22 protein-coding genes are annotated in these 24,476 nt (G+C 66.4%); 9 read left to right on the forward strand and 13 right to left on the reverse strand.

The genetic code is table 11. The annotated features are described in order from the left end of the window. The first annotated feature begins 29 nt into the window (after nucleotides 1-29). Entirely contained in the window at nucleotides 30-761 is a 732-nt protein-coding gene (locus tag ACFOOQ_RS07200) for a GntR family transcriptional regulator (protein ID WP_379723676.1), read from the forward strand. A gap of 95 nt (nucleotides 762-856) precedes the next feature. Beyond that, entirely contained in the window at nucleotides 857-2,017 is a 1,161-nt protein-coding gene (locus ACFOOQ_RS07205) for an acyl-CoA dehydrogenase family protein (protein ID WP_379723679.1), read from the forward strand. On the opposite strand, the gene atzD is transcribed toward ACFOOQ_RS07205, so the two are convergent. From atzD to ACFOOQ_RS07245, 8 genes are all read right to left on the reverse strand, one after another. Further along, nucleotides 2,001-3,095, reverse strand: coding sequence for a cyanuric acid amidohydrolase (gene atzD / locus ACFOOQ_RS07210; RefSeq protein ID WP_379723682.1), 1,095 nt, complete (start codon nucleotides 3,093-3,095; stop codon nucleotides 2,001-2,003). The genes ACFOOQ_RS07205 and atzD overlap by 17 nt on opposite strands. A 72-nt stretch (nucleotides 3,096-3,167) precedes the next feature. Continuing rightward, nucleotides 3,168-3,971: an anti-sigma factor family protein gene (locus ACFOOQ_RS07215; protein WP_379723685.1), complete on the reverse strand. Its 804-nt coding sequence runs from the start codon at nucleotides 3,969-3,971 to the stop codon at nucleotides 3,168-3,170. After that, nucleotides 3,968-4,498, reverse strand: a complete 531-nt coding sequence (locus tag ACFOOQ_RS07220) for a sigma-70 family RNA polymerase sigma factor (RefSeq protein ID WP_379723688.1) — start codon at nucleotides 4,496-4,498, stop codon at nucleotides 3,968-3,970. The genes ACFOOQ_RS07215 and ACFOOQ_RS07220 overlap by 4 nt, the downstream gene beginning before the upstream one ends. A gap of 102 nt (nucleotides 4,499-4,600) precedes the next feature. Next, on the reverse strand, nucleotides 4,601-6,055 hold the full coding sequence (locus tag ACFOOQ_RS07225; protein ID WP_379723691.1) for a YncE family protein: 1,455 nt from the start codon (nucleotides 6,053-6,055) through the stop codon (nucleotides 4,601-4,603). A 16-nt stretch (nucleotides 6,056-6,071) separates the two neighbouring features. After that, entirely contained in the window at nucleotides 6,072-6,572 is a 501-nt protein-coding gene (locus tag ACFOOQ_RS07230; RefSeq protein ID WP_379723694.1) for a DUF305 domain-containing protein, read from the reverse strand. A gap of 121 nt (nucleotides 6,573-6,693) precedes the next feature. Next, nucleotides 6,694-8,502 (reverse strand): glycoside hydrolase family 15 protein, encoded by a 1,809-nt coding sequence (locus ACFOOQ_RS07235; RefSeq protein ID WP_379723697.1) that lies wholly within the window; start codon nucleotides 8,500-8,502, stop codon nucleotides 6,694-6,696. Nucleotides 8,503-8,511: 9 nt separating this feature from the next. After that, nucleotides 8,512-9,393, reverse strand: coding sequence for an SDR family oxidoreductase (locus tag ACFOOQ_RS07240; RefSeq protein WP_379723700.1), 882 nt, complete (start codon nucleotides 9,391-9,393; stop codon nucleotides 8,512-8,514). Nucleotides 9,394-9,506: 113 nt separating this feature from the next. Further along, complete coding sequence (locus ACFOOQ_RS07245; RefSeq protein ID WP_379723703.1) at nucleotides 9,507-10,256, reverse strand: GntR family transcriptional regulator; 750 nt, start codon at nucleotides 10,254-10,256, stop codon at nucleotides 9,507-9,509. 343 nt (nucleotides 10,257-10,599) lie between these two features. Here ACFOOQ_RS07245 and ACFOOQ_RS07250 point away from each other — a divergent pair, with 343 nt between their 5' ends. The 7 genes from ACFOOQ_RS07250 (at nucleotide 10,600) to ACFOOQ_RS07280 (ending at nucleotide 16,964) form a co-directional block, all read left to right on the forward strand. After that, a complete protein-coding gene (locus ACFOOQ_RS07250) occupies nucleotides 10,600-11,403 on the forward strand; it encodes an ABC transporter ATP-binding protein (RefSeq protein WP_379723706.1) in 804 nt (267 codons plus the stop codon). Beyond that, nucleotides 11,403-12,266 (forward strand): ABC transporter permease, encoded by an 864-nt coding sequence (locus ACFOOQ_RS07255; RefSeq protein WP_379723709.1) that lies wholly within the window; start codon nucleotides 11,403-11,405, stop codon nucleotides 12,264-12,266. Before ACFOOQ_RS07250 ends, ACFOOQ_RS07255 begins: the two co-directional genes overlap by 1 nt. A 34-nt stretch (nucleotides 12,267-12,300) precedes the next feature. After that, nucleotides 12,301-13,275 (forward strand): ABC transporter substrate-binding protein, encoded by a 975-nt coding sequence (locus tag ACFOOQ_RS07260; protein ID WP_379723712.1) that lies wholly within the window; start codon nucleotides 12,301-12,303, stop codon nucleotides 13,273-13,275. A 94-nt stretch (nucleotides 13,276-13,369) separates the two neighbouring features. Then, nucleotides 13,370-14,686: an amidase gene (locus ACFOOQ_RS07265; RefSeq protein ID WP_379723715.1), complete on the forward strand. Its 1,317-nt coding sequence runs from the start codon at nucleotides 13,370-13,372 to the stop codon at nucleotides 14,684-14,686. Nucleotides 14,687-14,853: 167 nt separating this feature from the next. Beyond that, nucleotides 14,854-15,273: a response regulator gene (locus ACFOOQ_RS07270; RefSeq protein ID WP_379723718.1), complete on the forward strand. Its 420-nt coding sequence runs from the start codon at nucleotides 14,854-14,856 to the stop codon at nucleotides 15,271-15,273. After that, entirely contained in the window at nucleotides 15,270-15,698 is a 429-nt protein-coding gene (locus tag ACFOOQ_RS07275) for a response regulator transcription factor (RefSeq protein WP_379723721.1), read from the forward strand. Before ACFOOQ_RS07270 ends, ACFOOQ_RS07275 begins: the two co-directional genes overlap by 4 nt. A gap of 69 nt (nucleotides 15,699-15,767) precedes the next feature. Beyond that, complete coding sequence (locus tag ACFOOQ_RS07280) at nucleotides 15,768-16,964, forward strand: BaiN/RdsA family NAD(P)/FAD-dependent oxidoreductase (protein WP_379723723.1); 1,197 nt, start codon at nucleotides 15,768-15,770, stop codon at nucleotides 16,962-16,964. A 19-nt stretch (nucleotides 16,965-16,983) separates the two neighbouring features. On the opposite strand, the gene ACFOOQ_RS07285 is transcribed toward ACFOOQ_RS07280, so the two are convergent. The 5 genes from ACFOOQ_RS07285 to ACFOOQ_RS07305 are packed head-to-tail and all read right to left on the reverse strand — an operon-like array spanning nucleotide 16,984 to nucleotide 24,472. After that, a complete protein-coding gene (locus ACFOOQ_RS07285; RefSeq protein ID WP_379723726.1) occupies nucleotides 16,984-17,778 on the reverse strand; it encodes a peptidylprolyl isomerase in 795 nt (264 codons plus the stop codon). A 5-nt stretch (nucleotides 17,779-17,783) separates the two neighbouring features. Beyond that, nucleotides 17,784-18,500: a respiratory nitrate reductase subunit gamma gene (narI, locus tag ACFOOQ_RS07290; RefSeq protein WP_379723728.1), complete on the reverse strand. Its 717-nt coding sequence runs from the start codon at nucleotides 18,498-18,500 to the stop codon at nucleotides 17,784-17,786. Then, the gene (gene narJ / locus ACFOOQ_RS07295; protein WP_379723731.1) at nucleotides 18,493-19,209 is read right to left on the reverse strand and encodes a nitrate reductase molybdenum cofactor assembly chaperone; all 717 of its coding nucleotides are present in this window, start codon (nucleotides 19,207-19,209) and stop codon (nucleotides 18,493-18,495) included. The genes narI and narJ overlap by 8 nt, the downstream gene beginning before the upstream one ends. After that, nucleotides 19,209-20,735 (reverse strand): nitrate reductase subunit beta, encoded by a 1,527-nt coding sequence (gene narH, locus ACFOOQ_RS07300; RefSeq protein ID WP_379723734.1) that lies wholly within the window; start codon nucleotides 20,733-20,735, stop codon nucleotides 19,209-19,211. Before narH ends, narJ begins: the two co-directional genes overlap by 1 nt. Next, nucleotides 20,732-24,472 carry a nitrate reductase subunit alpha gene (locus tag ACFOOQ_RS07305; RefSeq protein ID WP_379723737.1) on the reverse strand — a complete coding sequence of 1,247 codons (3,741 nt, stop codon included), beginning with the start codon at nucleotides 24,470-24,472 and terminating at the stop codon, nucleotides 20,732-20,734. Before ACFOOQ_RS07305 ends, narH begins: the two co-directional genes overlap by 4 nt. Nucleotides 24,473-24,476 lie beyond the last annotated feature (4 nt).

The following is a 24,476-nucleotide window of genomic DNA, read 5'->3' on the forward strand; positions in this document are numbered from 1 at the left end:
TTGTCAACAATATTGTTAAGGAGATTATCATGAGCTTGCAGGACATGCCGCGGCAGCATGCCCGGGAGCATCAGAATACCGCACGGCAGCAGGCCCGGGACCCCGCAGGCGCGGTCGACCGGACGCGCCGGCTGGCCGACCTGATCGAGGAAGAGATCGTGCTGGGCTGGCTGCAGCCGCGCGAGCGCCTCGTCGAGGAGGACCTGGCCGCCCGCTTCGAGGTGAAGCGCCATATCGTGCGCGAGGCGATCTTCGAGCTGGAGCGTATCGGCCTGGTCGAACGCATCCCGCACAAGGGCGCCGTGGTGCGCATGCTGCAGGCCACCGAGGTCGCGCAGATCTATTCCGTCCGCGAAGTGATCGAGGGGCTGGCGGCCGAGCAGATCCCCCTGCCCGCCGATCCGGCGCTGCTCGCGGCGCTGAGCGAGATCCAGGCCCGCCATTCGGCCGCCGTCGCAGCCGGCGACCCGCGCGCCGCCTTTCGCGCCAACATGCATTTCCACGAGACCCTGTTCGGCGGCTGCGGCAATCCCTATCTCGCCGAGGCGATCCGCGGCTTTGCCCAGAAGGTGCATGCCGCACGCTCGTTCACGGCGGCCGATCCGGAGTATCTGGCGCGGTCGCGCGAGGAACACCAGGCGATGATCGAGGCGCTGCGCAACGGCGACCGCGCCGCGCTGGTCGACCTGTGCCGCAGCCATCTCGGCCCCTCGCGCGATGCCTATCTCGACGTGATCCGCCGGCGCCAGCAGCGGCGCTGACACTCCATATCGTTGAAGGCTGGACGGCCGCGCCGCCGGCGGGCACCTTTCAGGGCGGACCGGCATGAAAAAGCGGCCGGCCGAGGGAGGTTGCCATGGATTTCCGGCTCAACGACGATCAGCGCGCCCTGCAGGAGGCCGCGCGCAGCTTTGCCCGCGGCGAACTGCCGGTACTCGCCCGCGACCTGGAAGAGAAAAACGAGCCGGTGCCAGCCGCGATGCGCCGCCGTTATGCCGAACTTGGTTTCCTCGGCATCAACATGCCGGAAGCCTATGGCGGGCTCGGGCTCGGGCATATCGAGGCCCTGCTGGTGCTGGAGCAATTCGCGCAAGTGTCACCGGCCGTCGCCTTCCCGGTTTTCGAAAGCGCCACCGGCCCGGTGCGCACCGTGCTGCATTTCGCCAGCGAAAGCCTGCGCCAGCGCATCCTGCCGCCGGTGATCCGCGGCGAGATGGTAGTCGCCGTCTCGATGTCGGAGCCCCATGCCGGCACCGCGCTGACCGACCTGACGACGAAGGCCCGCATCGACGGCGACGCCATCGTGCTGGACGGCCAGAAGCGCTGGAGCAGCGGCGGCGGCCATGCCGATGCCTATGTGGTCTACTGCCGGCTGTCGGATGCGCCGGGCGCCGCCGGCATCGGCGCGGTGCTGGTCGAGAAGGACCGCCCCGGACTGCGCTTCGGCAAGCCGGAAAAACTGATGGGCTTCCGCGGGATTCCCTCCTGCGACATCTTCCTCGATGGCGTGCGGGTGCCGCGCGACAACCTGATCGTGCCGGCCGGCGGCTTCCGCAAGCTGATGGAGGCCTTCGACCTCGAACGCTGCGGCAATGCCACCATGTCGCTCGGCATCGCCGCCGCCGCGCTGGAAGAGGCACTCGCCTATGTGCAGGAGCGCCGCCAGTTCGGCAAGCCGCTGGTCGAATTCCAGGCGGTGCAGCTCAAGCTGGCCGACATGGCAATGCGGGTGGAGGCGGCGCGGCTGCTGATCTGGCGCGCGGCGCAGAATGCCGCCGACGGCCTGCCGTCGATCGCCGATGCCAGCATCGCCAAATGCTTCGCCAACGAGATGGTGCGCGAGGTCGCCGCCATGGGCATCCAGGTGATGGGCGGCTATGGCTATTCCACCGAATACCGCATGGAACAGCGCCTGCGCGACGGCTTCGGCTGGGGCATCGCCGGCGGCGCCATCGACGTGCAGAAAACCAACATCGCCGCCGCCCTGGTCGGCCGCCGCTTCAGCCAGCGCGGCTGACGATAACCGCAACCGGGCCGCCGCCATCGGGACCCTGATGCTCGGCACCGCCGGAGACATAGATCTCGGCATGGCCGATCAGGCCGCCGAGACTGCCGGCGACGAAGGCCCGCGCATGACGGGTCGCGGAAATGTCGGAATCATCCGTCATGGTATGACGGTGGCCGCGCAGGCGGCCGTCATGGCTCGCCTCCGCCTTGGCCAGCACGGCGACGATGCGATCGCGCTGGCTCGGCGGCAGCTGCCCCGGCACATCCAGGCCGAGCCGGGCGAGCGCGGCGCGCACCGGCTCGATATCGAGGCCGTCTGCCATCACCGCATGATCGATGGCGAGCGGCCCGCTCCAGGCCGCCGACACGCCGAGCACGACGATCTCGTGCCCCATCAGCTCGATGCCAGCAGACGTGCTGGCGCGGCCCGACCACAGCGACCAGTCGCTGCCGATGGCGGCATCGGTGATGCGACTGCCGTCGATCTCGCCGAGCGCGAGCCCGATGCCGAGCGCACTGGCCGCCCGCGACAGGCCCATGGATTTCAGCGTGTCGCGCGTCGCAACCGTCGCCCCACGCGCGTCCGCCGCGGCAATGCGCTGGGCGGTCAGCAGCGGGCATTTGATCTGCACGAAATGCACATCGGCCGGATCGTCGATGGCAGCGTCCCGCATGGCGGCGCGCACGCCTTCGGCCACCAGTTCGACCTGGGCGCGGCGACCGAGTTGTTCGGGCGCCAGCGCCGGGGTATGCGCCTTGCCGATGGCCAGCGCCGGCGATGCACCGGCCGCACCCTCCTGCCGCTCGAACACCGTCCAGTGCGGTGCCATGCCGCCCTCGGTGCCGCCCGACATGACGAGGCAGACCTGTGCCGCACGCTCGTACCCGAGGGTTTCTTCCAGCAGGCCCGTCAGCGCCCGCACCGCCAGGCCGCGCGAGAAATCGTTGACCAGGCCGTTGCCCTCGGTCTTGCCGAAGATGGCGGTGATGCCGGCGGGATCGAGTTGCCCGGCGGCGATGACCTGCCGCAGACCGGCCGTATCGTCCGGACTGTCGGCCGAAATCCTGTGCACCCGCGCAACCGGCATGAACGGCTCTCCTCTGCTCCTCCGGTTCTGCCCGATAACGCGCGGCCGGGCAATCCCGTTGCGCGTGAGGCGTCAGATGTCGCGACCGACCTGGCGGCGGATCTCGTCGGCCAGCGGATGCAACCGGTCCGGTTCCACCGGGCCGACCAGGCTGAAGCCGACGCCCTTGTCGGCCCAGGAAAAGCCGGCGACCTTGCCGCGCGCATAGGGCGCCATCGCCGCCGTGCGGTCCTGTTCCGCCATCGGCCGGCTGAGCACCACGAGCCGCGTGCCGTGGTCGTCGTCATACATGAACAGCACGGCGGCACCATGAGGCGTCGCCACCATGCGCCCGCCCATGAAGCGGTAGCCCGCCGCCGACAGATCAGGCACCGGCACGCGGCGGTGCAGGCGTTCGGCCGCCCAGTCGACCAGTTCGGCACGTTCGGCCGACCGCAGTTCGACCGGTCGCAGATGGTCGGAGGCATAGACGGCATAGCTGTCGGCGGCTTCCTGCGCCAGCGCGGCCACACCGGCAGCAGAAGCCAGCTGCGCAGCCGGCACCGGCATCACGCTGTGCAGGCCCCAGCCGCCGGCGCCGCCGAGGCAGACCAGCAGCACGGCCGCGGCGGCCATGCGCCAGCGGGCACGTCCGGCCGTCACCCGCCGGCGGGCCTCGATCATGCGGGCGAGATTGAGTTCCGGCGGCACCGGTTCTTCGGCGACCGGTGCCAGCGCCGCGCGCAGGGCGTCGCGCTGCCGGCGATAGCCGTCGACGCGGCGCGCCACATCGGCATGGCGCTCCAGATAGGCAGCCACCTCGACCTGGCGTTCGGCATCGAGCCGGCCGTCGACAAATGCCTGCAGGTCGTCTTCCCCGATCGGCCGGCCGTTCATTTCACCCTCCGCAGATGCGCGCCGCGCCGGGCGGCAATATCCGTTCCGTCTTCAAGAATGCCGCGCAGCCGTTCGCGGCCACGCGCCAGCCGCGACATCACGGTGCCGACCGGAACCCCCAGCACCGCCGCCGCCTCGGCATAGGACAGATCCTCCACCGAGACCAGCAGCAGCACGCTGCGCTGGTCTTCCGGCAGCAGGTCGAGCGCCCGCAGCACATCGCCGTGGTGCAGGCCATCCTCCTGCGCCGGCGGCTGCGACAGCACCGCCTCGCCGGCATCCTCGATGGCGATATGCCGGCCGCGGCTCTGGCTCTGGCGCAGCCGGTTGATGGCGAGATTGTGCAGGATGGCGAACAGCCAGCCCTGCACATTGCCGTCCGCCCGGCGCAGGTGCCAGCGGCCGATGGCGCGCTCCAGGCAGTCCTGCACCAGGTCGTCGGCCGCCGCCCGCTCGCGCAGCAGCGCCCGGGCGTAACGCCGCAGGGCGGGGATCAGCGGTTCGATCAGATGCAGCATGTCGGACATGGCGGCAGCATTCTTCCAGTTTTGCGGCAGCGCCGCAGCGTAAAAAACACCGCCCGCAGGCACCCGACGACTGGCGCGCTGCGGGCGGTGTCGCGGTCGCCCCTACCGCGTCTGCAACTGAACCGGCCTGCCGGGCTTGCCGGCCTCGGACGGCGCGATCACCAGATAGCGCTTCGGCACCTGGTCCTCGCCGCGCACCAGCTGGCGGATCGGACCGACCGCATTGACGATGGCGGAGCCGGCCGGATTGGTCATGAAGGCCGACACCGGCTGCAGCGCACCGCCGCCATCCGCGCGGCTCGCCAGCGCCAGGACATAGGGCTGCTTCGGCTCGAGACCGGTCACCGAGGCCTGCAGCACCTGCGACAGGCCCTGGTCGAACAGGGTGACGCTGGTCGGCGCGGCCGCAGTCTTGTCACCGGCCGCGGCCAGGGTGAAATGCGCCGCCGCGCCGGCCATACCGAGCGGCTGCAGGTTGTCGAGGCCGCTGCCCTCGGGCACCGCGTTCGACACATAGGTCAGCGCCTGCGGCGCCTGGCCGATGGCGACGGTGGTGACCAGCTTGTTGGTCAAGGTGTCGATCACGGCAAGGCCGTCGGCATTCTCGAGGCCGACATAGACCCGGGTGCCGTCGCCCGACGGCCACAGGCCATGGGGCAGCTTGCCGACCGGGATGGTGGCGACCTGCGAGAAGTCGTCGGTGCGGAACACCTTCACCTCGTTCAGCCCGCCGATGGTGACATAGGCGAACGTGCCTTTGGCGTTGTGCACGATGTTGACGTGATTGGTGATCGGCCCGGTATCCAGCACCTTGAGCACGTTGAACGGCGACTTGGCGTTGAACACCTGGGTCTTGCCGACATCCTTCAGGGTGAACCAGACCTGGCTGCCGTCCGGGGTAGCGGCGATGTTGGGGCAGAACGGGCTCTCCTGCTTCACCCGGGCGACGATCTGGTGATCGGCCACCGAGATCACGTCGGTCTCCGGATTGAACGACGAACAGACATAGCCGTATTTGCCGTCGGGCGAGAAAATCTGCATGCCGGGACCGGCCGGCACCTTGATGCGCGTCTTCTCGGCAAAGGTCTTGCCGTCGAGCACGTCGACGTAATCCTCGCCGCGCACGGTGACCCAGACCTCGCTACCGTCCGGCGTAAAGAAGGCCTCATGCGGCGAGCGGCCGACATAGGTGATGTGCTTCACGGCATTGGTCGCGGTGTCGATGAAAGAAACCGAGTTGCTGCCGATCGAGACGACGGCCAGCGTCCGGTGATCGGGCGAGAAGCCCATGCCATGCACCAGCACCTGGCCGCGATAGAGCGGGCTGAGGTTGCTGGGCTGCGAATCACCAAGCCGGATCACGCCGAGCAGCTTGTTGTCGGCCGGATCGGTGACCGAAACGGTATTGGAGAACTGCTCGGCCGCATAGACGCGGTCGCGGTGGCTGATCGGCACATCCGGATCGGAAGCGGCGCCGGGTGCCTGTCCGGCGAAGGCCGGGACGGCGGCGAGCATGGTGCCGGCCAGCAGCGCCATCCTGAGCAGATGGTGTTTCATGGGAAGACTCCTGTTTCTACTTTGCGGGGGATTGGGCGGGGGATTGGGCGGGGGACTGGGTGGGCGACGGAACGGAGGGCGGCAGCGGCTCGCCGACCGCCAGCCGCATGGCGGCGATCTCCTGCTGCTGGGTGACGATGATTTCCTGGGCCAGCCGCTTTAGCTGTTCGTTATGGCCGTAGCGCAGCAGCAGTTCCGCCATGTCGATGGCGCCCTGGTGATGCGGCACCATCATGTCGACGAAATCGCGGTCGATGTCGCCGGTTGGTTTGACCGTCATGTCGGCCATCATCTTCGCCATGGCGGCGTCGTTGCCCTGCAGGAAGGGGCGCTCCGCGGCCGGCGCGGCGGCATAATCGGTCGGCGGCATCGCCATGCCGGGCATCGATGTACCCGACGCACTGGCGCCGTGGTGATGCGGCATGGCGTCCTGCGCCAGTGCCAGCGACGCGGTGCCCAGCACGAGGGCAGCCGCCAGTGCGGCAAGGGGACGGGGAATTCGGGATCGGGACTGCATGTCGGGGCTCCATGAACGGCAAAGCGCCGTTATGGAGACAGACAGGCGGCGGGTGGAGTTTATTCCATCGCGGCGAAAGATTTCCGCCGCGGCACCGGAAATCGCGGTTTCCGGCGCTGTTTTATTCGCCCGGCTTGCCGCCCTCGGCGCGCTGCTGCGCCGGGCCGGCAGCATCGAGCAGGTTGCGGGCGGTGTTGATCAGCGCCAGATGCGAGAACGCCTGCGGGAAATTGCCGAGCTGGCGCCGGTTGACCGGGTCGTATTCCTCGGCCAGCAGGCCGACGTCATTGCACAGGCCCAGCAGCCGTTCGAACAGGGCGCGGGCTTCTGCGTGCCGGCCGAGCAGGATGTAATTGTCGGCGAGCCAGAAACTGCAGGCGAGAAAGGCGCCCTCGCCGGGCGGCAGGCCGTCGGCGACTTCGCCGGTGTCGTAGCGCAACACCAGGCCGTTGCGCAGCAGACCGCGTTCGATCGCCGTCACGGTACCGATGATGCGCGGATCGTCGGCCGGCAGGAAACCGACCATGGCGATCAGCAGCAGGCTGGCATCCAGCGCCGTGCTGCCATAGGACTGCACGAAGCTGTTCTGCGCTGCGTCGAAGCCCTTGTCGCAGACCTGGGCATGGATGGCGTCGCGCACGGCACGCCAGCGCTCCAGCGGCGCATGCAGACCGAATTCCTCGGCCGAACGCACTGCGCGGTCGAAGGCGACCCAAGCCATCACCTTGGAATGGGTGAAATGCCGGCGGCCGCCGCGCACTTCCCAGATGCCGTCATCGGGCTGGTCCCAGATGGTTTCGAGATGCTCGACCAGTGCAGTCTCCAGCGCCCAGGCGGCCGGCTCGGGCGGCAGTCCGGCCTTGCGCGCCACATACAGCGTGTCCATCACCTCGCCATAGACATCGAGCTGCAGCTGCCCGGCCGCGGCATTGCCGACGCGCACCGGTGATGCGCCACCATAGCCCGGCAGCCATGGCACCTCGTATTCCACCAGCCGGCGTTCGCCGGCGATGCCATACATGATCTGCAGGTCGGCGGGATCGCCGGCCACCGCGCGCAGCAGCCATTCGCGCCACGCCTGCGCCTCGCCGAGGAAGCCGCCGCCGATCAGCGCATAGAGCGTGAAGGTCGAGTCGCGCAGCCAGCACAGCCGGTAGTCCCAGTTGCGGCTGCCGCCCGGCTGTTCGGGCAGCGAGGTGGTGCCGGCGGCCACGATGCCGCCGGTCTGCCGGTGGGTCAGCGCCTTCAGCGTCAGCAGCGAGCGCAGGATGGCATCGGACCATTCGGCGCCGGGCGTGAATGCCGCGGCCCAGTCGGTCCAGAAGGCTTCCACTGCGGCGATGGCCTCGGCCGCCGGCAGCTTCGGCGGATCGGGCTGGAAGGACGGCGTCCAGCTTAATACGAAGCCGACTTCCTCGCCCTCACTCACCTCGAAGCGGCCGACAGTCTTCATGTCGCGGCCGCGCAACGGCACATCGGCAGCGAGCACCAGCCGGTCCGGCCCGGCGACGAACTGCCGGCGGCCGTCGTGGCGCCGGGTCGCCCAGGGTACGATCGAGCCGTAGCCGAAGCGCACCACCAGCTCGGTGTGCATGGCCACCGTGCCGCGCAGGCCGCGCACCAGCCGCACGACATCCGAGATGCCGTCGCGATGGGTCATGCAGTCGATGACGCAGACGGCGCCGGTCGCGGTCTCGAACGTCGTTTCAAGAAGCATGGTGCTGCCGCGATAGCGCCGCGTCACCGTCGCCTTCCTGTCCTCGGGCGCAATCAGCCAGCGGCCATGTTCCGGCTCACCCAGCAGGGCGGCGAAGCAGGCCGGGCTGTCGAAGCGTGGCAGGCCGAGCCAGTCGATGGACCCGTCGCGCCCGACCAGCGCCATGGTTTCGCAGTTGCCGATGACGGCATAATCCTCGATGCGGCTGCTCATGGATCGTACTCAGCCGCCCGAGGCGAAGCCGGGATAAAGCGCCATGCCGCCGTCGACGAACAAGGTCGTGCCGACCACATAGTCGGACAGGTCGGAGGCGAGCCAGACCGCGGCCCGGGCGATATCCTCGGGCTCGCCGATGCGGCCATAGGGCACCAGCGTCATCAGTTTTTCGTAGGCTTCGGGGGTGTCCCAGGCGGCGGTGTTGATCGGCGTGCGGATGGCGCCCGGCGCGATGGCGTTGACGCGGATGCGCTGCGGCGCCAGCTCCTGCGCCAGGCTTTCCATCATCATGTGGATGCCGCCCTTGGAGGCGGCGTAATTGACATGGCCGGCCCAGGGGATGCGCTGGTGCACCGAACTCATGCAGATGATCTTGCCGGCGGCGCGCGAGACCTCCGGCACCACGCCGCGGCGGATGAATTCGGCCGCCGCCGCGCGGGCGCAGAGGAACTGTCCGGTCAGGTTGACGTCGATCACCTTGCGCCATTGCGCCAGGGTCATCGCGCCGATGGCGGCATCGCGCTGCAGGCCGGCGTTGCTGACCAGGATGTCGAGGGTGCCGAAGGTCTCGATCACGGCGGCGAACATGACTGCCACGGCGTCTTCGGACGAGACATCGGCCTTGCAGGTCATGGCGCGCCCGCCGGTGGCGCGGATTTCGGCGGCCACGGCTTCGGCCGCGTCATCGCCATCGACATAATTCACCGCGACATCGGCGCCGGCGCGGCCGAGCGCAAGCGCCACGGCGCGGCCGATGCCGGAATTCGCACCGGTGACGAGGGCCTTCTGCCCGGCCAGCACATGGGACTGCGGGTCAGGGGATCGGGATGTCGGATCAGTAGCTGTCGGATCAGTGGTGGATACAGTGGCGGAGCCGGAACGGGCCATGCCTGTCCTCCTGCTGCTGGTGGAGCCAGATCGTCAGGATCAACAGGTAAGGTAATGTCGGATGGCGGCGTTACAACCCGTGCAGCGTGGCCTGCGACAATTCGGTGCAGTGTTCAGCGCGCGGTTGAGTCTTCCGGCGTGGCCGCCACCAGTCCGCTCTCAGCCTGGCCGCCCTGACTCTGACTACCCTGGCCCTGCCAGTAGCCGGGATCGGCCTTTGCCTCGGCTTCCTGCTCGATGGCCTCCAGGGTCTGCACCAGATGATGTTCGGTCTTGCGGTAGACGCCGGCGCGGTCGCGCGCCTTGTAGAGCGCGAGCATTTCCTCGTGGTCGCTGTTGTTGGTCGCCATCAGGCCGGGCTGCGCGAACAGCGACAGCACCACATAGGGCGAAGCGGCATGGGCCAGGCTGTAGACCACACTGGCCAGCCGGCTGTCGTCGCGACCGACGGTCAGCGCGGCATGAAATTCCTCGTTGAGATGGGCCCATTGCTCGGGCGAGCTGGTGGTGCACATGCGGCGGTGGCAGGCCTCGGCACGCGCGATGCTCTCGTCGGTGACGGCGCCCAGCGTGCGTTCGGCAAGCAGCGGCTCAAGCCGGATGCGCATCTGGTAGATCTCGCGCAGGTCGTCGAGATTGAGGCCGCGCACCACGGCACCGCGATGGGCGTCGAGCGAAATCAGCCCCTCGGCCAGCAGATCGCGAAACGCCTCGCGCACCGGCGTGGTGCTGACATTGAGCCGGCCGGCGACCTCTTCCTGGCGCAGCCGCGAGCCGGGCGGATGCCGACCCTGCAGAATCTCCGTGCGCAGGATTCCCAGCACATACTGGCGTGCTGTCCGCGGCCGCTCCCCTGTCACCATCGTCGTCCTCTTGCCCTGTTTCGCTGCGGCTGTCGTGCCGCCGGGCCCTGCCTTCGGGAATACGACAGAAATCCCGGGGGCGAAAGCACGGCAGCCCGCAGGCTGCGGACTGCCTGTTTGCCGCCCTCAATGCATACCTTGTGCTGCAGTTTTATGCACTATGCATAATACATAATTCCACCGGAATCATGCGGAATAGCCCCGCCGGCGCCCTGCCGGAGCCCCCGAATACACCCGTAACTTACTGTTCCGGATGAGAAAATATTCTGTCCGGGTGTCGGCTTGCCGCTTGGGAAACCTCTGGCACGGCTCTTGCTCCCTGCCCCGGGAGAAGGAGTCCAGCATGGCAGAGCCGCAGGTACAGTTGAGCGTCCGCGACATCCGGAAAAGCTTCCCCGGCAAGGGCGGCGATATCCCGGTCCTCAACGGACTGAATTTCGACATCTACGAGAAGGATTTCGTCAGCATCATCGGCCCCAGCGGCTGCGGCAAGACGACCATCTTCAATGTCATCGCCGGCCTGCTGGATGCCGACAGCGGCAGCCTGATCTATCGCGGCGAGCCGGTCGCCAGCCTGCGCGGCCGCATCGGCTACATGATGCAGAAGGACCTGCTGTTCCCCTGGCGCACGGTGCTGCAGAACGTGCTGCTCGGCCTGAAGGTGCGCGGCGTCAACGAGCGCGAGGCGATCGACACGGCGCGCGAATATCTCTCCACCTTCGGCCTGTCCGGCTTCGAGAACGCCTATCCGAAAACCCTGTCGGGCGGCATGCGCCAGCGCGTCGCGCTGATCCGCACGCTGATCATGGACCCCGACATCCTGCTGCTCGACGAGCCCTTTTCGGCGCTCGACTACCAGACCCGGCTGTATCTCGAGGGCGTGCTGATGGAAGCCGTCGAGACCTTCAGTAAGACGGTGATCCTGGTCACCCACGACATCGACGAGGCGGTCGCGCTGTCCAAGCGCGTCGTCGCCCTGTCGGGCCGGCCGACCAGCGTGAAGAACGTGCACAGCATCGAGATCGAGCGCTCGACCCCGGTCGAGGCGCGCAGCGACCATCGCTTCTCGGACTACTTCCACACACTCTGCGCCGAACTCGACATCCAGACCCGCAAAACCCAGACCGACAAAGCGAGGACGAACTGATGGTTTCGGAAACCTCGACCTCCGCCCCGGCGGCCACCCCCGCCACGCCGGCCGCAAAGCGCCGGCGGCTGTCCAACCGCTTCGACACCTTCATGGGTCGCACCGGGCTGCAGGTCCTCAGCGTCGTGCTGTTCTTCCTGCTGTGGGAGCTCGGCTCCTGGGCCGGCTGGATCTCGGAATTCCTGATCGGCCGGCCGTCCGGCATCTGGAAGATCTTCGTGATGATGATGAGCGACGGCTCGCTGCTGGTCGACAGCGGCTACACGCTCTACGAGGCGATGCTCGGCTTCGTCGTCGGCACCGCGCTCGGCTCGGTGATGGGCCTCGCCATGTGGTATTCGGTCTTCGTCGCCCGCGTCGTCGAGCCCTTCATCGTCGCCATGAACAGCGTGCCGAAGATCGCGCTGGCGCCGGTGGTGCTGCTGTGGTTCGGCACCGGGCTGATCTCGAAAGTCGTGCTGGTCATCTCGATGACGGCGCTGGTGGCGCTGATCGCGGCCTACCAGGCGGCGAAGGATGCCGACCGCGACCTGCAGTCGCTGATGCTGTCGATGGGCGGCACCAAGCACCAGATCTTCTATCAGGTGATCGTGCCGTCGTCGCTGCCGGCGATCATCGCCACCTTCCGCATCAACATCGGCTTCGGCCTGGTCGGCGCCGTGGTCGGCGAATTCATCTCGTCGAAGCGCGGCCTCGGCCACATCGTCTACACGGCGTCCAGCCTCTATGACCTCAACACCGTCTGGGTCGGGCTGTTCGTCCTGATGTTCATGGGCTTCCTGCTCTACCACGGGATCGATGCCCTGGAACGCCTCCTGCTGCCCTGGAAGCAGGATGTCGGCCGTGCCCATGTCCAGGTCTGACCTCTCCAACCCCAGCCACGAAGGAAAACAAAAAATGCGATTGATCGGTAAAGCCGCCGGGATCCTGGCCGTGACGGCCGCCCTGGCGACCGCTTCGGCGCCATCCATGGCACAGACCAAGGTCACCATCTCGCAGGCCTTCCAGTCGATGCTGTACCTGCCGTTCTACGTCGCCATCGACAAGGGCTTCTTCAAGAAGGAAGGCATCGACGTCGACAAGGAGACCGCCGGCTCGCCGACCGCCGCCCTGTCGGCCGTCCTCTCGGGCAGCGCGCAGTTCTCGATCCATGGCCCGGAATGGACGGCGATTGCTGCCGCGAAGGGTGCCGATGTCGACATCATCTGCAACGTGGTGAACGGCGCCGCCGTGTGGATCGCCACCACGCCCGACTTCAAGTTCAACAGCATCAAGGACGTCAAGGGCCAGAAGATCGTCACCGGCCTGATGCCGACCACCAGCACCTCGCTGTTCATCAAGCTGCTGAAGGAAAACGGCATGGACGCCAAGTCCGATGTCGACATGCTGCAGGTGCAGATCGGCTCCGAGCCCGGCCCGTTCATCGGCGGCCAGGGCAAGGTGGCCGTGCTGTATGAACCGGGCCTCGACCAGGTGGTCGCCCAGGGCATGAAGGTAGTGCTCGGCTTCCCGAAGGCCTATGGCCCCTATGCCTTCTCGTCGGTCACCGCGCGCAAGGGCGTCGACCCCAAGGCCGCCCAGGGCGTCGTCAACGGCATGGAACTGGCGCTGCGCTACATGCAGACCAATGTCGACGACACCGTCGCCATCGCCAAACAGGAATTCCCCACGCTGGACGGCAAGATCGTCGAGGCCGCGGTCCGCCGCATGATCGCCGAGGGCGTCTATCCGAAGAACGTGGATACCACGCCGGAGGCGCTGAAGGTGTCGATGGATACCCAGATCGCGCTCGGCAACCTGAAGGAACAGCCGGTTTACGACAAGTTCGTCGTGCGCGATTATGTGAAGAAGGCGTTGGCGCTGCCGCACTGACGCAATCTGCGGACCGGCGGCAGCGTCAGCCGCCGGTCCGTCCCCATCTGCCTGTCCGCCTTTCCATCTCCTTTTCTGTCCGGGATTTCCGTCCATGTCCGCTCCGCTGGGTATGCTGCAGGCTTTGCGCGCGTTCCGCGCCGGCACTCTTGATCGCAAGGCCTATGTGCAGGCCTGTGCCACGCGCGCCGAGGCCCTTGAGGGCTGGCTGCATGCCTTCACCTACCGGCCGGCCGCCGCTGCGCTGCCGGTCGCCGACAGCGGCCCGCTCGCCGGCATTCCGGTCGCGGTCAAGGACATCTTCGCCACCGCCGACATGCCGACCACCAACGGCTCGCCGGTCTATGCCGACCACCTGCCCGATGCCGATGCCGCCGTGGTCGCCCGCATCCGCAACCTCGGCGGCACCGTGCTCGGCAAGACGGTGACCACCGAATTCGCCTGGCGCCATCCCGGCCCGACCGTCAATCCGTGGAATCCGGCGCATACGCCCGGTGGCTCGTCGAGCGGCTCGGCCGCCGCGGTCGCCGCCGGCATCGCACCGCTGGCGCTCGGCAGCCAGACCATCGGCTCGGTAATCCGCCCGGCCGCCTATTGCGGCGTGGTCGGCTACAAGCCCAGCTTCGGTGCGGTGCCGCGCGACGGCGTGCATCCGCTGGCCGGCTCGCTCGACCATGTCGGCTTTTTCACCCGCCATGTGGAAGATGCCGCCTATGCGCTCAGCCTGCTGGCCGGCAGCCATGGCGGCACGGTGGATACCCTGCTGCCGCGCATTCCCGTCGACATCGACGGCGGCATCGCGCCGCTGGCCGCGCCGCGGCTGGGTATCGTGCGGCCGCCCTACTGGAGCCGCGTCGACGCCGAGCAGAATGCCGCCTTCGAAGCGGCGCTGGCCACCCTGCGCAAGGCCGGCGCCCGCGTCGAGCCGCTGGAACTGCCCGGCACCTACTGGCATGGCACCCAGGGCGCCGAGACGCTGCTTGCCGCCGAGGCCGCGGTGATCTTCGGCGACCTCGTCGCGCGCTTTCCCGACCGCACCAGCACGCCGCTGAAGGATCTGGTCGCCGCCGGAACCGGCATTTCGGCGCCCGACTATATCGCCGCCTGCCGGCTGCAGGCCCGGTTGCGCCACGACATAGCCGGCCATATGGCAGGTTTCGATGCCATCGTCACCGCGCCGGCCACCGGCCCGGCGCCGGAGGGGCTCGGCTACACCGGCGACGCGGTCTGCTGTTCGCTGTGGACCTTCCTCGGCGTGCCGGCGATCACCCTGCCGGTGGCGCAAGCGGCAAATGGCCTGCCGCTCGGCCTGCAGCTGCTGGCCGGCTATCGGCAGGATGCGCATCTGCTGCGCACGGCTGCCTGGGCCGAGGCGCAGCTGACGGCACCGGCCCTGATGCTGTCCGCCTGAGATGGGGGGCGGAGCGTAATCCGGTCAGCTTTTTCGCGGTTTTCAGACCGGCCCGGCCACGACCGGGCATTTGTCACAGAATCCCGGCGCGCATGATCCTATGGTCTGTTCAGGACGTAGAAGAGGATCGCCGGCGTGTCCGTCTGCCGGCAGCAGGATCAGGGACAGTGACCGTGCCGACCATCAGTCACGCGCGTGACCGGGGAACCATCCTCGTCGCCGAAGATGAAATCATCACCCGCTCGACACTGGCGCAGTTCCTGCGGCAGGCCGGCCATGCGGTAATCGAGGCGAATTCCGCCGACGAAGCCGCCGCCGTGCTGCACAGCGCCCAGCGCGTCGACCTGGTGATCACCGATCTGGAAACGCCGGGCCGGCTGGATGGCGTCGACCTGATCCATCTGCTGCGGGCGGATTTTCCGCAGGTGCGGGTCATCGTCGCCGCCGGGCCGGCCAAAGATCCGGCGATCCGGCGGAAAGTTGATGGCCTGTTCGAGAAACCTTATCCCGTCGAAACCGTTGTGACCTATGCGACCCGCCTGCTCGCCGAGCGGGACGGGAATGAAACGCATACGGAGACGGCGTGACGGATACCCCGACGGACGAGATATCGAAAGACAGGACGGACACGGCAGGCGGCGGCACCATTCTGGTCGTCGAGGACGAAATCCTGATCCGCCTGGTGATTGCCGATTACCTGCGCGGCTGCGGCTACAAGGTCTACGAGGCGAGCAGCGGCGACGAGGCGATGATCCTGCTGCAGCAGGGCGAACTGAAGATCGACCTGGTGTTCACCGATACCGAGATGCCCGGCCGCATCGATGGCTTCGCGCTGGCCCGCTGGCTGCGCGCGAACCGGCCCGAGGTCGAGGTGATCCTGGTCGGCAGTCCGGCGAAGGCGACCGATACGGCATCCGACCTCTGCGACGACGGCCCCCTGCCCAAGCCCTATCACCCGCAGGTCGTGATCGACCGCATCCGCCGCCTGCTGGCCAGCCGCAGCCGGCGCTGAGCATCGGGCCCTGAACGTCTGGCAGCATTGCCTGCCGGCGCGCTTCGGCTATGGTGGCGCCCGACCATCATGACCCTTCCCCGCTCCCCTTCTCCGCAGGTCGCCGTCATCGGCGGCGGCCCGGCCGGCCTGATGGCCGCCGAGACCGTCGCCCGCGCCGGTATCGCGGTCACCGTGTTCGACCGCATGCCGAGCCTCGGCCGCAAGCTGCTGATGGCCGGGCGCGGTGGGCTGAACATCACCCATTCGGAACCACTCGATCGTTTCCGCGCGCGCTACGGCACGGCGGCCTCCTGGATGGAGCCGTATCTCGATGCCTTCCCGCCTGCGGCGCTGATCGAATGGTGCGAGTCGCTCGGTCAGCCGACTTTCATGGGCAGCAGCGGCCGGGTGTTTCCCCGCGCCATGAAGGCAAGTCCGCTGCTGCGCGCCTGGCTGGCACGGCTTGGCGCGCTGGGCGTGCAATTCGAGACCCGCACCGAGTGGACCGGCTGGAATGCCGATGGTGCCTTGCGCTTCGCCGATGGCCGCAGCTTTGCCGCCGATGCCACGGTGCTGGCGCTCGGCGGTGCCTCCTGGCCGCGGCTCGGTGCCGATGGCGGCTGGACTGCGTTACTCCCCGATATCCGCATCGCGCCGCTGCAGCCGGCCAATTGCGGCTTCAGTGTCGCCTGGTCGGCGGTGTTCCGTGACCGTCATGCCGGCCAGCCGCTGAAACCGGTGGCACTGTCGTTTGCCGGCGACCGCATCCGCGGCGAGGCGATGATCACGACGGCCGGCATCGAGGGCGGCGCGATCTATGCGCTGTCGGCAGCCTTGCGCGAAGCCATCGCCCGCGATGGCACGGCGGTCTTGCACCTCGATCTCTGCCCGGACCGCGATGCCGCGACGGTGGCGGCGCGACTGGCCGAACCGCGCCGCGGTGCCTCGCTGGCGAATTTCCTGCGCCGCCAGCTCGGCCTGTCGCCGGTCGCCATCGGCCTGGTGCAGGAGGCGCTGCATGCCGGCGATACGACACCGCTGCCGGTGCTGGTCAAGGCGCTGCCGCTGACGCTGACGGCACCCTTCGGGCTGGCGCGGGCGATCTCGACCGCCGGCGGCATCGCCCGCGACGAACTCGACCCGCATCTGATGCTGCGCCGTCGCCCGGGCGTCTTTGCCGCCGGCGAGATGCTCGACTGGGAAGCGCCGACCGGCGGCTACCTGCTGCAGGGCTGCCTGGCGACGGGTGCGGCGGCCGGGCGGGGCGTACTGGAGTGGCTATAGACCGGATAACGGATTTGCTTCACTGGACCAATGGGCTGTCCGTGCTGTTCAGCTGCACGCCGTCGACCTCTGCCTCACCGGCGACGATGGCAATGTATTGCGATGCGGCGCGGCGATAGACCGCTTCGCCCAGGTATTCGGCGATCCGCTCGCGCACCATCTCGAAGGGCAAATCACGGCCTGCGATCTTCCGCTGCAGCCACAGGACATGGACGCCGTAGCGGGTCCTGACCGGTACGGGACAGATCTGCCCCTCTTCGATGTTGAACAGGAAAGTCTCGAATTCCGGCACCGTCTGGCCTTTCGCCAGCTGGCCCAGATTGCCGCCCTGCTGCGCCGAGGGGCAGTCGGAATGCTGCCGTGCCAGCTCGGCGAAACGGGCCGGGCGCTGCTGCAGCTCGGCGATCAGGCCATCGGCCTGTTCCGCCGCTGCTGCATAGGCCGGTTTGTCGTCGGGGTGGGCCGAAAACAGGATATGCGATGCCTCGAACAAGTCCGGGCTGCGGAAACGGCGGCGGTTATTCTCGTAATATCGTTTGCAGGAAGCTTCATCTGGCGAAGGAACCACGATCTCATGGTCCAGCAGCTGCCGGATCAACGCCTCTTCGTCAGTTTCAAGCCGGCCATCCTCCAGCGGGGCCGGTGTGGCTATCAGCCCGGCCGTGCGTGCCCGCTGCAGCAATAGCTCGCGCACGGCCAGCGCCTGTCGCGCTTCCACGATAGCGTCATCCGGCGACCCGGCCGGGTGGTTCTGTGCCTCAAGGCGGATCACCGCCTCCGGGATTTCGGTACCATTGATGCGGAGCGGTTCCATAGCGATCACCTCGCGCGCAGGCGGCGGGTCGGCTGCGGCCTGCGGCTGCGGACAATCTGGTAGCCGGGACGCCAGATATACCGCACTGGCGCGCTCAGCATGTGCACCAGCCGGGTGAACGGAAAAATCAGCAGGATCGTCATGCCGAGGAAGAGATGCAGCTTGAAGACCGGAGCGGCGTCTCGAATGTAAGTGGACGCCGAGAGGTCGAAGCTGAAGATGCCCTGGGCCCAGGTCATGAATCTGACCATCTCGTGCCCATCGATATGTTCAAGCGAAATCGGAATGGTGCCAAGACCGAGCGCCAGCTGAACCCATAACAGCAGGATCACCAGGTTATCGGAAAAAGTCGAAGTCTTGCGGACGCGGGCATCAAACAGCCGGCGGTGCACCAGCAGGGTGGCGCCGATGAAGGCGGAAATGCCCGCAATACCACCGGCCACGATGGCCAGGCCCTGCTTGAAGCTGTGGCTGACCCCGAGCATGTCGAACACCCAGATCGGCGTCAGCAGGCCGACGAAATGGCCGGCGAAGATCACCAGCACGCCGAGATGGAACAACACCGATCCGATCATCAGCTGGCGCCGGCGCAGCAGCTGGCTCGATCCGGACCGCCAGGTATAGGGCTCGCGGTCATAGCGGATCACCGACCCGACGGCGAGGACGGACAGCGCGATATAGGGATAGATGCCATAGATCAGCGTGTGCAGGAAATCAGCCATGGGTTCTCTCCTCAGGTACTGGAGACATGCGGTTGAGGATGTCGCGCACTGACGGGCATTGGCCGTCCGGTGCGACGGTGCCGGCAGCACCGGGACCAAAGGTTACCACCTCCTCCTCCCAGATGCGGTCAAGGGCCTGCAGGTCGTTCGGATCGTCCTCCGGTTCAGCCAGCACCGCCTGCAGTTCCGTCGCGTCGACGGTTGCGGTCGCCAGATGCTCGAGGGCGGCGAAGACTGCGGCGTAATCCTGCTCGGCCTTTTTTTCCAGCCGGATACGGATCGCCGCCAGAACATGGATCGGCTCCCCCAGCATCTGCCGCGCCTCATCCGCCGGCAGGGTCGACAGGAATTCCAGGAACATCGGCAGATAGTCCGGCAGTTCCCGGGCATTCACCATCATCCCGTGCCGCTCATAGACGTCCTGCAGGTCCGCCATGGCCTGGCCGCGGTCGCGGCTTTCGCCATGGACATGTTCGAACAGGTGCAGGGACAAGGACCGGCTGCGATCGAACAGCTGCACATAGCGTTCCTGTGCCTCCATCAGGTCGCCGGTGGACATAGCCGTCACCAGCCTGCGCAGGCCGGTACGGATGTTGTCGGGCAAAGACCGGTCGCCGCCGATTACCTCGATCAGGGCCGGACCGGCCTCGGCGATCTCGGCGGTCGGATAGGCCAGCAGCAGCGACAGTGCCTTGAACAGCCGGGCCATCAGAACACCTCCGTCGGCGTCTGGACGCTTTTGCGCTTATGCTTGCCGAACAGGTTGGCCTCGCTGCTGCCGCCGGAGCAGCCATTGCCGAAGCTGAAGCCGCAGGAACCGCGGATGTCGTAGGCGTCTTCGCTGACTTCGCGATGGGCGGTCGGAATCACGAAGCGATCCTCGTAATTGGCAATCGCCATGACATGGTACATGTCCTCGATCTGCGCCCCGGTCAGGCCGACCCGGGTGGCGATCGCCTGATTGATGGCGCCATCGACCGTCTTGGCACGCATGTAGCCCCGCATGGCCAGCATGCGCTCCAGCGCCAGCGCGACCGGTTCTTCCTTGCCGGCGGTCAGCAGGTTGGCGAGATAGCGCAGCGGGATGCGCAGCGAGCGGACATCGGGCATCTCGCCGTCGATGCCGATCTTGCCGGCCTCGGCGGCCGACTGGATCGGCGACAGCGGCGGCACATACCAGACCATCGGCAGGGTGCGGTATTCCGGATGCAGCGGGAAGGCCACCTTCCAGTCCATCGCCATCTTCCAGACCGGCGAGCGGCGGGCCGATTCCAGCCAGGCCTCGGGGACGCCGTCGGCGCGGGCCTGCTCGATCACCGCCGGATCGTTCGGATCGAGGAAGATCGACAATTGCGCCTCGTAAAGGTCCTTCTCGTCCGGCGTCGCCGCCGCCTGCTCGATACGATCGGCATCATAGAGCAGCACGCCGAGATAGCGGATGCGACCGACGCAGGTTTCCGAGCAGACTGTCGGCTGGCCGGCCTCGATGCGCGGATAGCAAAAGGTGCATTTCTCGGATTTGCCCGACGACCAGTTGTAATAGATCTTCTTGTACGGACAGCCCGAGACGCACATGCGCCAGCCGCGGCATTTCTCCTGGTCGATCAGGACGATGCCATCCTCTTCACGCTTGTAGATGGCGCCCGACGGGCAGGCTGCAACGCAGGTCGGATTGAGGCAATGCTCGCACAGCCGCGGCAGATACATCATGAAAGTGTTCTCGAACTGGCCGTAGATTTCCTTCTCGATACCCTCGAAATTGTAGTCCTTCGAACGCTTGGCGAATTCGCCGCCGAGAATCTCCTCCCAGTTCGGGCCCCACTCGATCTTTTCCATGCGGTCGCCGGTGATCTGCGACCGCGGCCGGGCAGTCGGCGAGGCCTGCAGCTCCGGAGCGGACTGCAGATGGCCATAATCGAAGGTGAAGGGCTCGTAGTAGTCGTCGATCTCCGGCAGGTCCGGGTTGGCGAAAATCTTGGCCAGCACCCGCCATTTCGCGCCTATCCGCGGCTGCAGTTTGCCGCCCGACGTGCGTTTCCAGCCACCGTTCCAGCGCTTCTGGTTTTCCCACTCCTTGGGATAGCCAATACCAGGCTTGGTCTCGACGTTGTTGAACCAGGCGTATTCGACGCCTTCTCGGTTGGTCCACACATTCTTGCAAGTGACCGAGCAGGTATGGCATCCGATGCATTTGTCGAGATTCAGCACCATGCCGATTTGCGCGCGGACTTTCATTCTGCTGCCTCCTTGTCGTCGGCTATCGGCCGATCGAGCCAGTCGACCTTGTCCATCTTGCGGACAATGACGAATTCGTCGCGGTTGGCGCCGACAGTGCCGTAATAGTTGAAGCCATAGGATTGCTGCGCATAGCCGCCGATCATATGGGTCGGCTTGAGCAGCGTGCGGGTGACCGAATTATGGATACCGCCACGCTGTTGCGTGGTTTCTGCACCGGGCGTATTCACGATCTTCTCCTGCGCATGGTACATGAACAGCGTACCTTCCTTTATGCGCTGGGAAACGACGGCGCGGGCGGTCAGCGCGCCATTGACGTTGTAGGCTTCGACCCAGTCATTATCCTCGATGCCGACCTTCTTCGCGTCGGTCTCGCTGATCCACACAACCGGACCGCCGCGATTCAGCGTCAGCATCATCAGGTTGTCGGTGTAGGTGGAATGGATGCCCCATTTCTGGTGCGGCGTGATGAAGTTTAGGATCACCTGAAGGTTGCCGTTCGGCTTGCTGTCGACCACCGGCTTGATGGTCTTGGTGTCGACCGGTGGCCGGTAGACACAGAAGCCTTCGCCGAAGGCCCGCATCCACAGATGGTCCTGGTAGAGCTGCTGGCGGCCGGTCAGCGTGCGCCACGGGATCAGCTCGTGGACATTGGTGTAGCCGGCATTGTAACAGACCTTGTCTGATTCGATGCCAGACCAGGTCGGCGACGAGATGATCTTGCGCGGCTGGGCGACGATATCGCGGAAGCGGATTTTTTCGTCTTCCTTCGGAAGCGCCAGATGGGCATGTTCACGACCGGTGAATTTGGACAGCGCCTTCCAGGCCTTTACCGCAACCTCGCCGTTGGTCTCCGGCGCCAGCATCAGGATCACTTCGGTTGCGTCGATGTCGGAGTTGATCCGCGGCTGGCCCTTGGCCGGACCGTCCTCCGCCACCACGCCGTTGAGCTTGCGCAGCGCTTCGACCTCATGCTCGGTGTTCCAGCTGATGCCCTTACCGCCGTTGCCAAGCTTGTCCAGCATCGGGCCCAGCGCGGTGAAGCGCTGGTAAAGGTTGGGATAGTCGCGCTCCACCACGGCGATCTGCGGCATCGTCTTGCCGGGGATGGCCGCAGTCTCGCCGCGCTTCCAGTCCTTGACATCGAACGCCTGGGCGATCTCGGCCGGCGTGTCATGCTGGATCGGCACCAGCACGACATCCTGCTCGACGCCGAGCACCTCGGGCGCCACCTCGGAGAATGTCTTGGCGATGCCCTTGTAGATCTCCCAGTCGCTGCGGCTCTCCCAGGCCGGATCAACTGCCGCGGTGAGCGGATGGATGAAAGGATGCATGTCCGAAGTATTGAGATCGTTCTTCTCGTACCAAGTCGCGGTCGGCAGAACGATGTCGGAATAGACGCAGGTCGTCGACATGCGGAAGTCGAGCGTGACCAGAAGGTCGAGCTTGCCCTCCGGCGCGTCCTCGTGCCAGGCCACCTCAAGCGGCTTCTGGCCGCCAGTGGCGCCGAGATCCTTGCCGAGAACGCCATGGGAGGTGCCGAGCAGATGCTTGAGGAAATATTCGTGACCCTTGCCGGAGGAGCCCAGCAGGTTCGACCGCCAGACGAACAGGTTGCGTGGCCAGTTGGCAGGATCGTCCGGGTCATCGCAGGACATCTGCAGGCTGCCGTCTTTCAACCCGTCGATGATGTAATCCTTCGGCGCCTTCCCGGCTGTCGCCGCCGCCTTGGCGATACCGAGCGGATTGCTTTTGAGCTGGGGCGCGGATGGCAGCCAGCCCATCCGCTCGGCGCGTACGTTGTAATCGATCATCGAGCCGTCCCATAGCCCGTCGGGCGCGGTCGGCGACAGGATTTCCTTCACGGCGATCGTCTCGTATCGCCACTGGTTGGTATGAGCGTACCAGAAGGACGTGGCATTCATCTGCCGCGGCGGCCGCGACCAGTCGAGACCGAAGGCCAGCGGGAGCCAGCCGGTCTGTGGCCGCAGCTTCTCCTGGCCGACATAATGCGACCAACCACCGCCCGACTGGCCGATGCAGCCGCACATCACCAGAAGGTTGATGATGCCACGGTAGCTCATGTCCATGTGGTACCAATGATTGAGACCAGCACCGAGGATGACCATGGACCTGCCTTTGGTCTTCTCGGCATTGCGGGCGAATTCGCGCGCCACGGTGACGATGGAATTGGCGGGGACGCCGGTGATCTTCTCGGCCCAGGCCGGCGTATAGGGCTCGTTCTCATCATAGTTGCGGGCGACGTTGCCGCCGCCGAGGCCGCGGTCGAGGCCGTAATTGGCGACGAACAGGTCGAAGACCGTTGCCACCATCACCTCGCCCTCGGCCAGTTTCACGCGCCGTACCGGCACACGCCGCTTCAGCACGTCCGGATGGTCGGTCCCCTTGAAATGGTCATGTTCGCGGTTACCGAAATACGGAAAGCCAACCTCGACCACATCGTCATGGTCCTGGTCCATGATGAAGGTCAGCTTCGGGTGAATCTCGGCGCCCGCGGCATCCTTTTGCTCGAGGTTCCATTTGCCCTGCTCGCCCCAGCGAAAGCCGACTGAACCCTGCGGCACCACGATGCGGTTCGAGGCCTCGTCGACCGCCACGGTTTTCCAGTCCGGATTGTTGCTCTCGCCGAGAGCGCCGGCGAACTCGGAGGCCCGCAGCAACCGCGCCGGAATCAGGTAGCCGTCCTTCCATTCGAGGCGGACCAGCATCGGCATGTCGGTATATTGACGGCAGTAACTGTCGAAATAGGCTGTCTGGCGGTCGAGATGGAACTCGCGCAGCACCACATGACCGAGCGCCATCGCGAGCGCCGAATCTGTGCCCTGCTTGGGGTGCAGCCAGAGGTCGGAGAATTTCGCAGCTTCGGAATAGTCCGGCGAGACGACGACGGACTTGGCGCCTTTGTAGCGGGCCTCGGTATAGAAATGCGCGTCCGGCGTGCGCGTCTGCGGCACGTTCGAGCCCCAGAGGATCAGAAAACCGGCATTGTACCAGTCGGCCGATTCCGGCACGTCGGTCTGCTCGCCCCAGGTCTGCGGGCTGGCCGGCGGCAGGTCGCAATACCAGTCATAGAACGACATACAGACGCCGCCGAGCAGCGACAGGTAGCGCGAGCCGGCCGCGTAGGAGACCATCGACATCGCCGGGATCGGCGAAAAGCCGATGATGCGATCGGGGCCATAGGTCTTCGCCGTATAGGCATTGGCGGCGGCGATGATCTCGTTGACTTCATCCCAGGTGGAGCGGACGAAGCCGCCCAGGCCGCGCTTCGAGGTATAGGATTTCCGCTTCTCTGGATCCTCGACGATCGACTTCCAGGCCGCCACCGGGGTCATTATGGCGCGCGCCGCACGCCACAGCTTGACCAGGCGCGAGCGGATCAGCGGATATTTCACCCGGTTGCCCGAATACAGATACCAGCTGTAGCTGGCGCCACGCGAGCAACCGCGCGGTTCATGGTTCGGCAGGTCCGGTCGGGTCCGCGGGTAATCGGTCTGCTGGGTTTCCCAGGTGACGATGCCGCCCTTGACATAGATCTTCCACGAGCAGGAGCCCGTGCAATTGGCACCATGAGTGGAGCGGACGATCTTGTCATGCTGCCAGCGCTTGCGGTAACTGTCTTCCCAGCCGCGATCTTCGCGGGTGGTGACGCCGTGCCCTCCGGAGAAGGTGGTCTTCGGGGCCAGGAAGTTCAGACGATCGAGAAGATGGCTCATCTCT

The organism is Ferrovibrio xuzhouensis (genome assembly GCF_042648965.1).
Taxonomy (GTDB): Bacteria; Pseudomonadota; Alphaproteobacteria; order Ferrovibrionales; family Ferrovibrionaceae; genus Ferrovibrio; species Ferrovibrio xuzhouensis.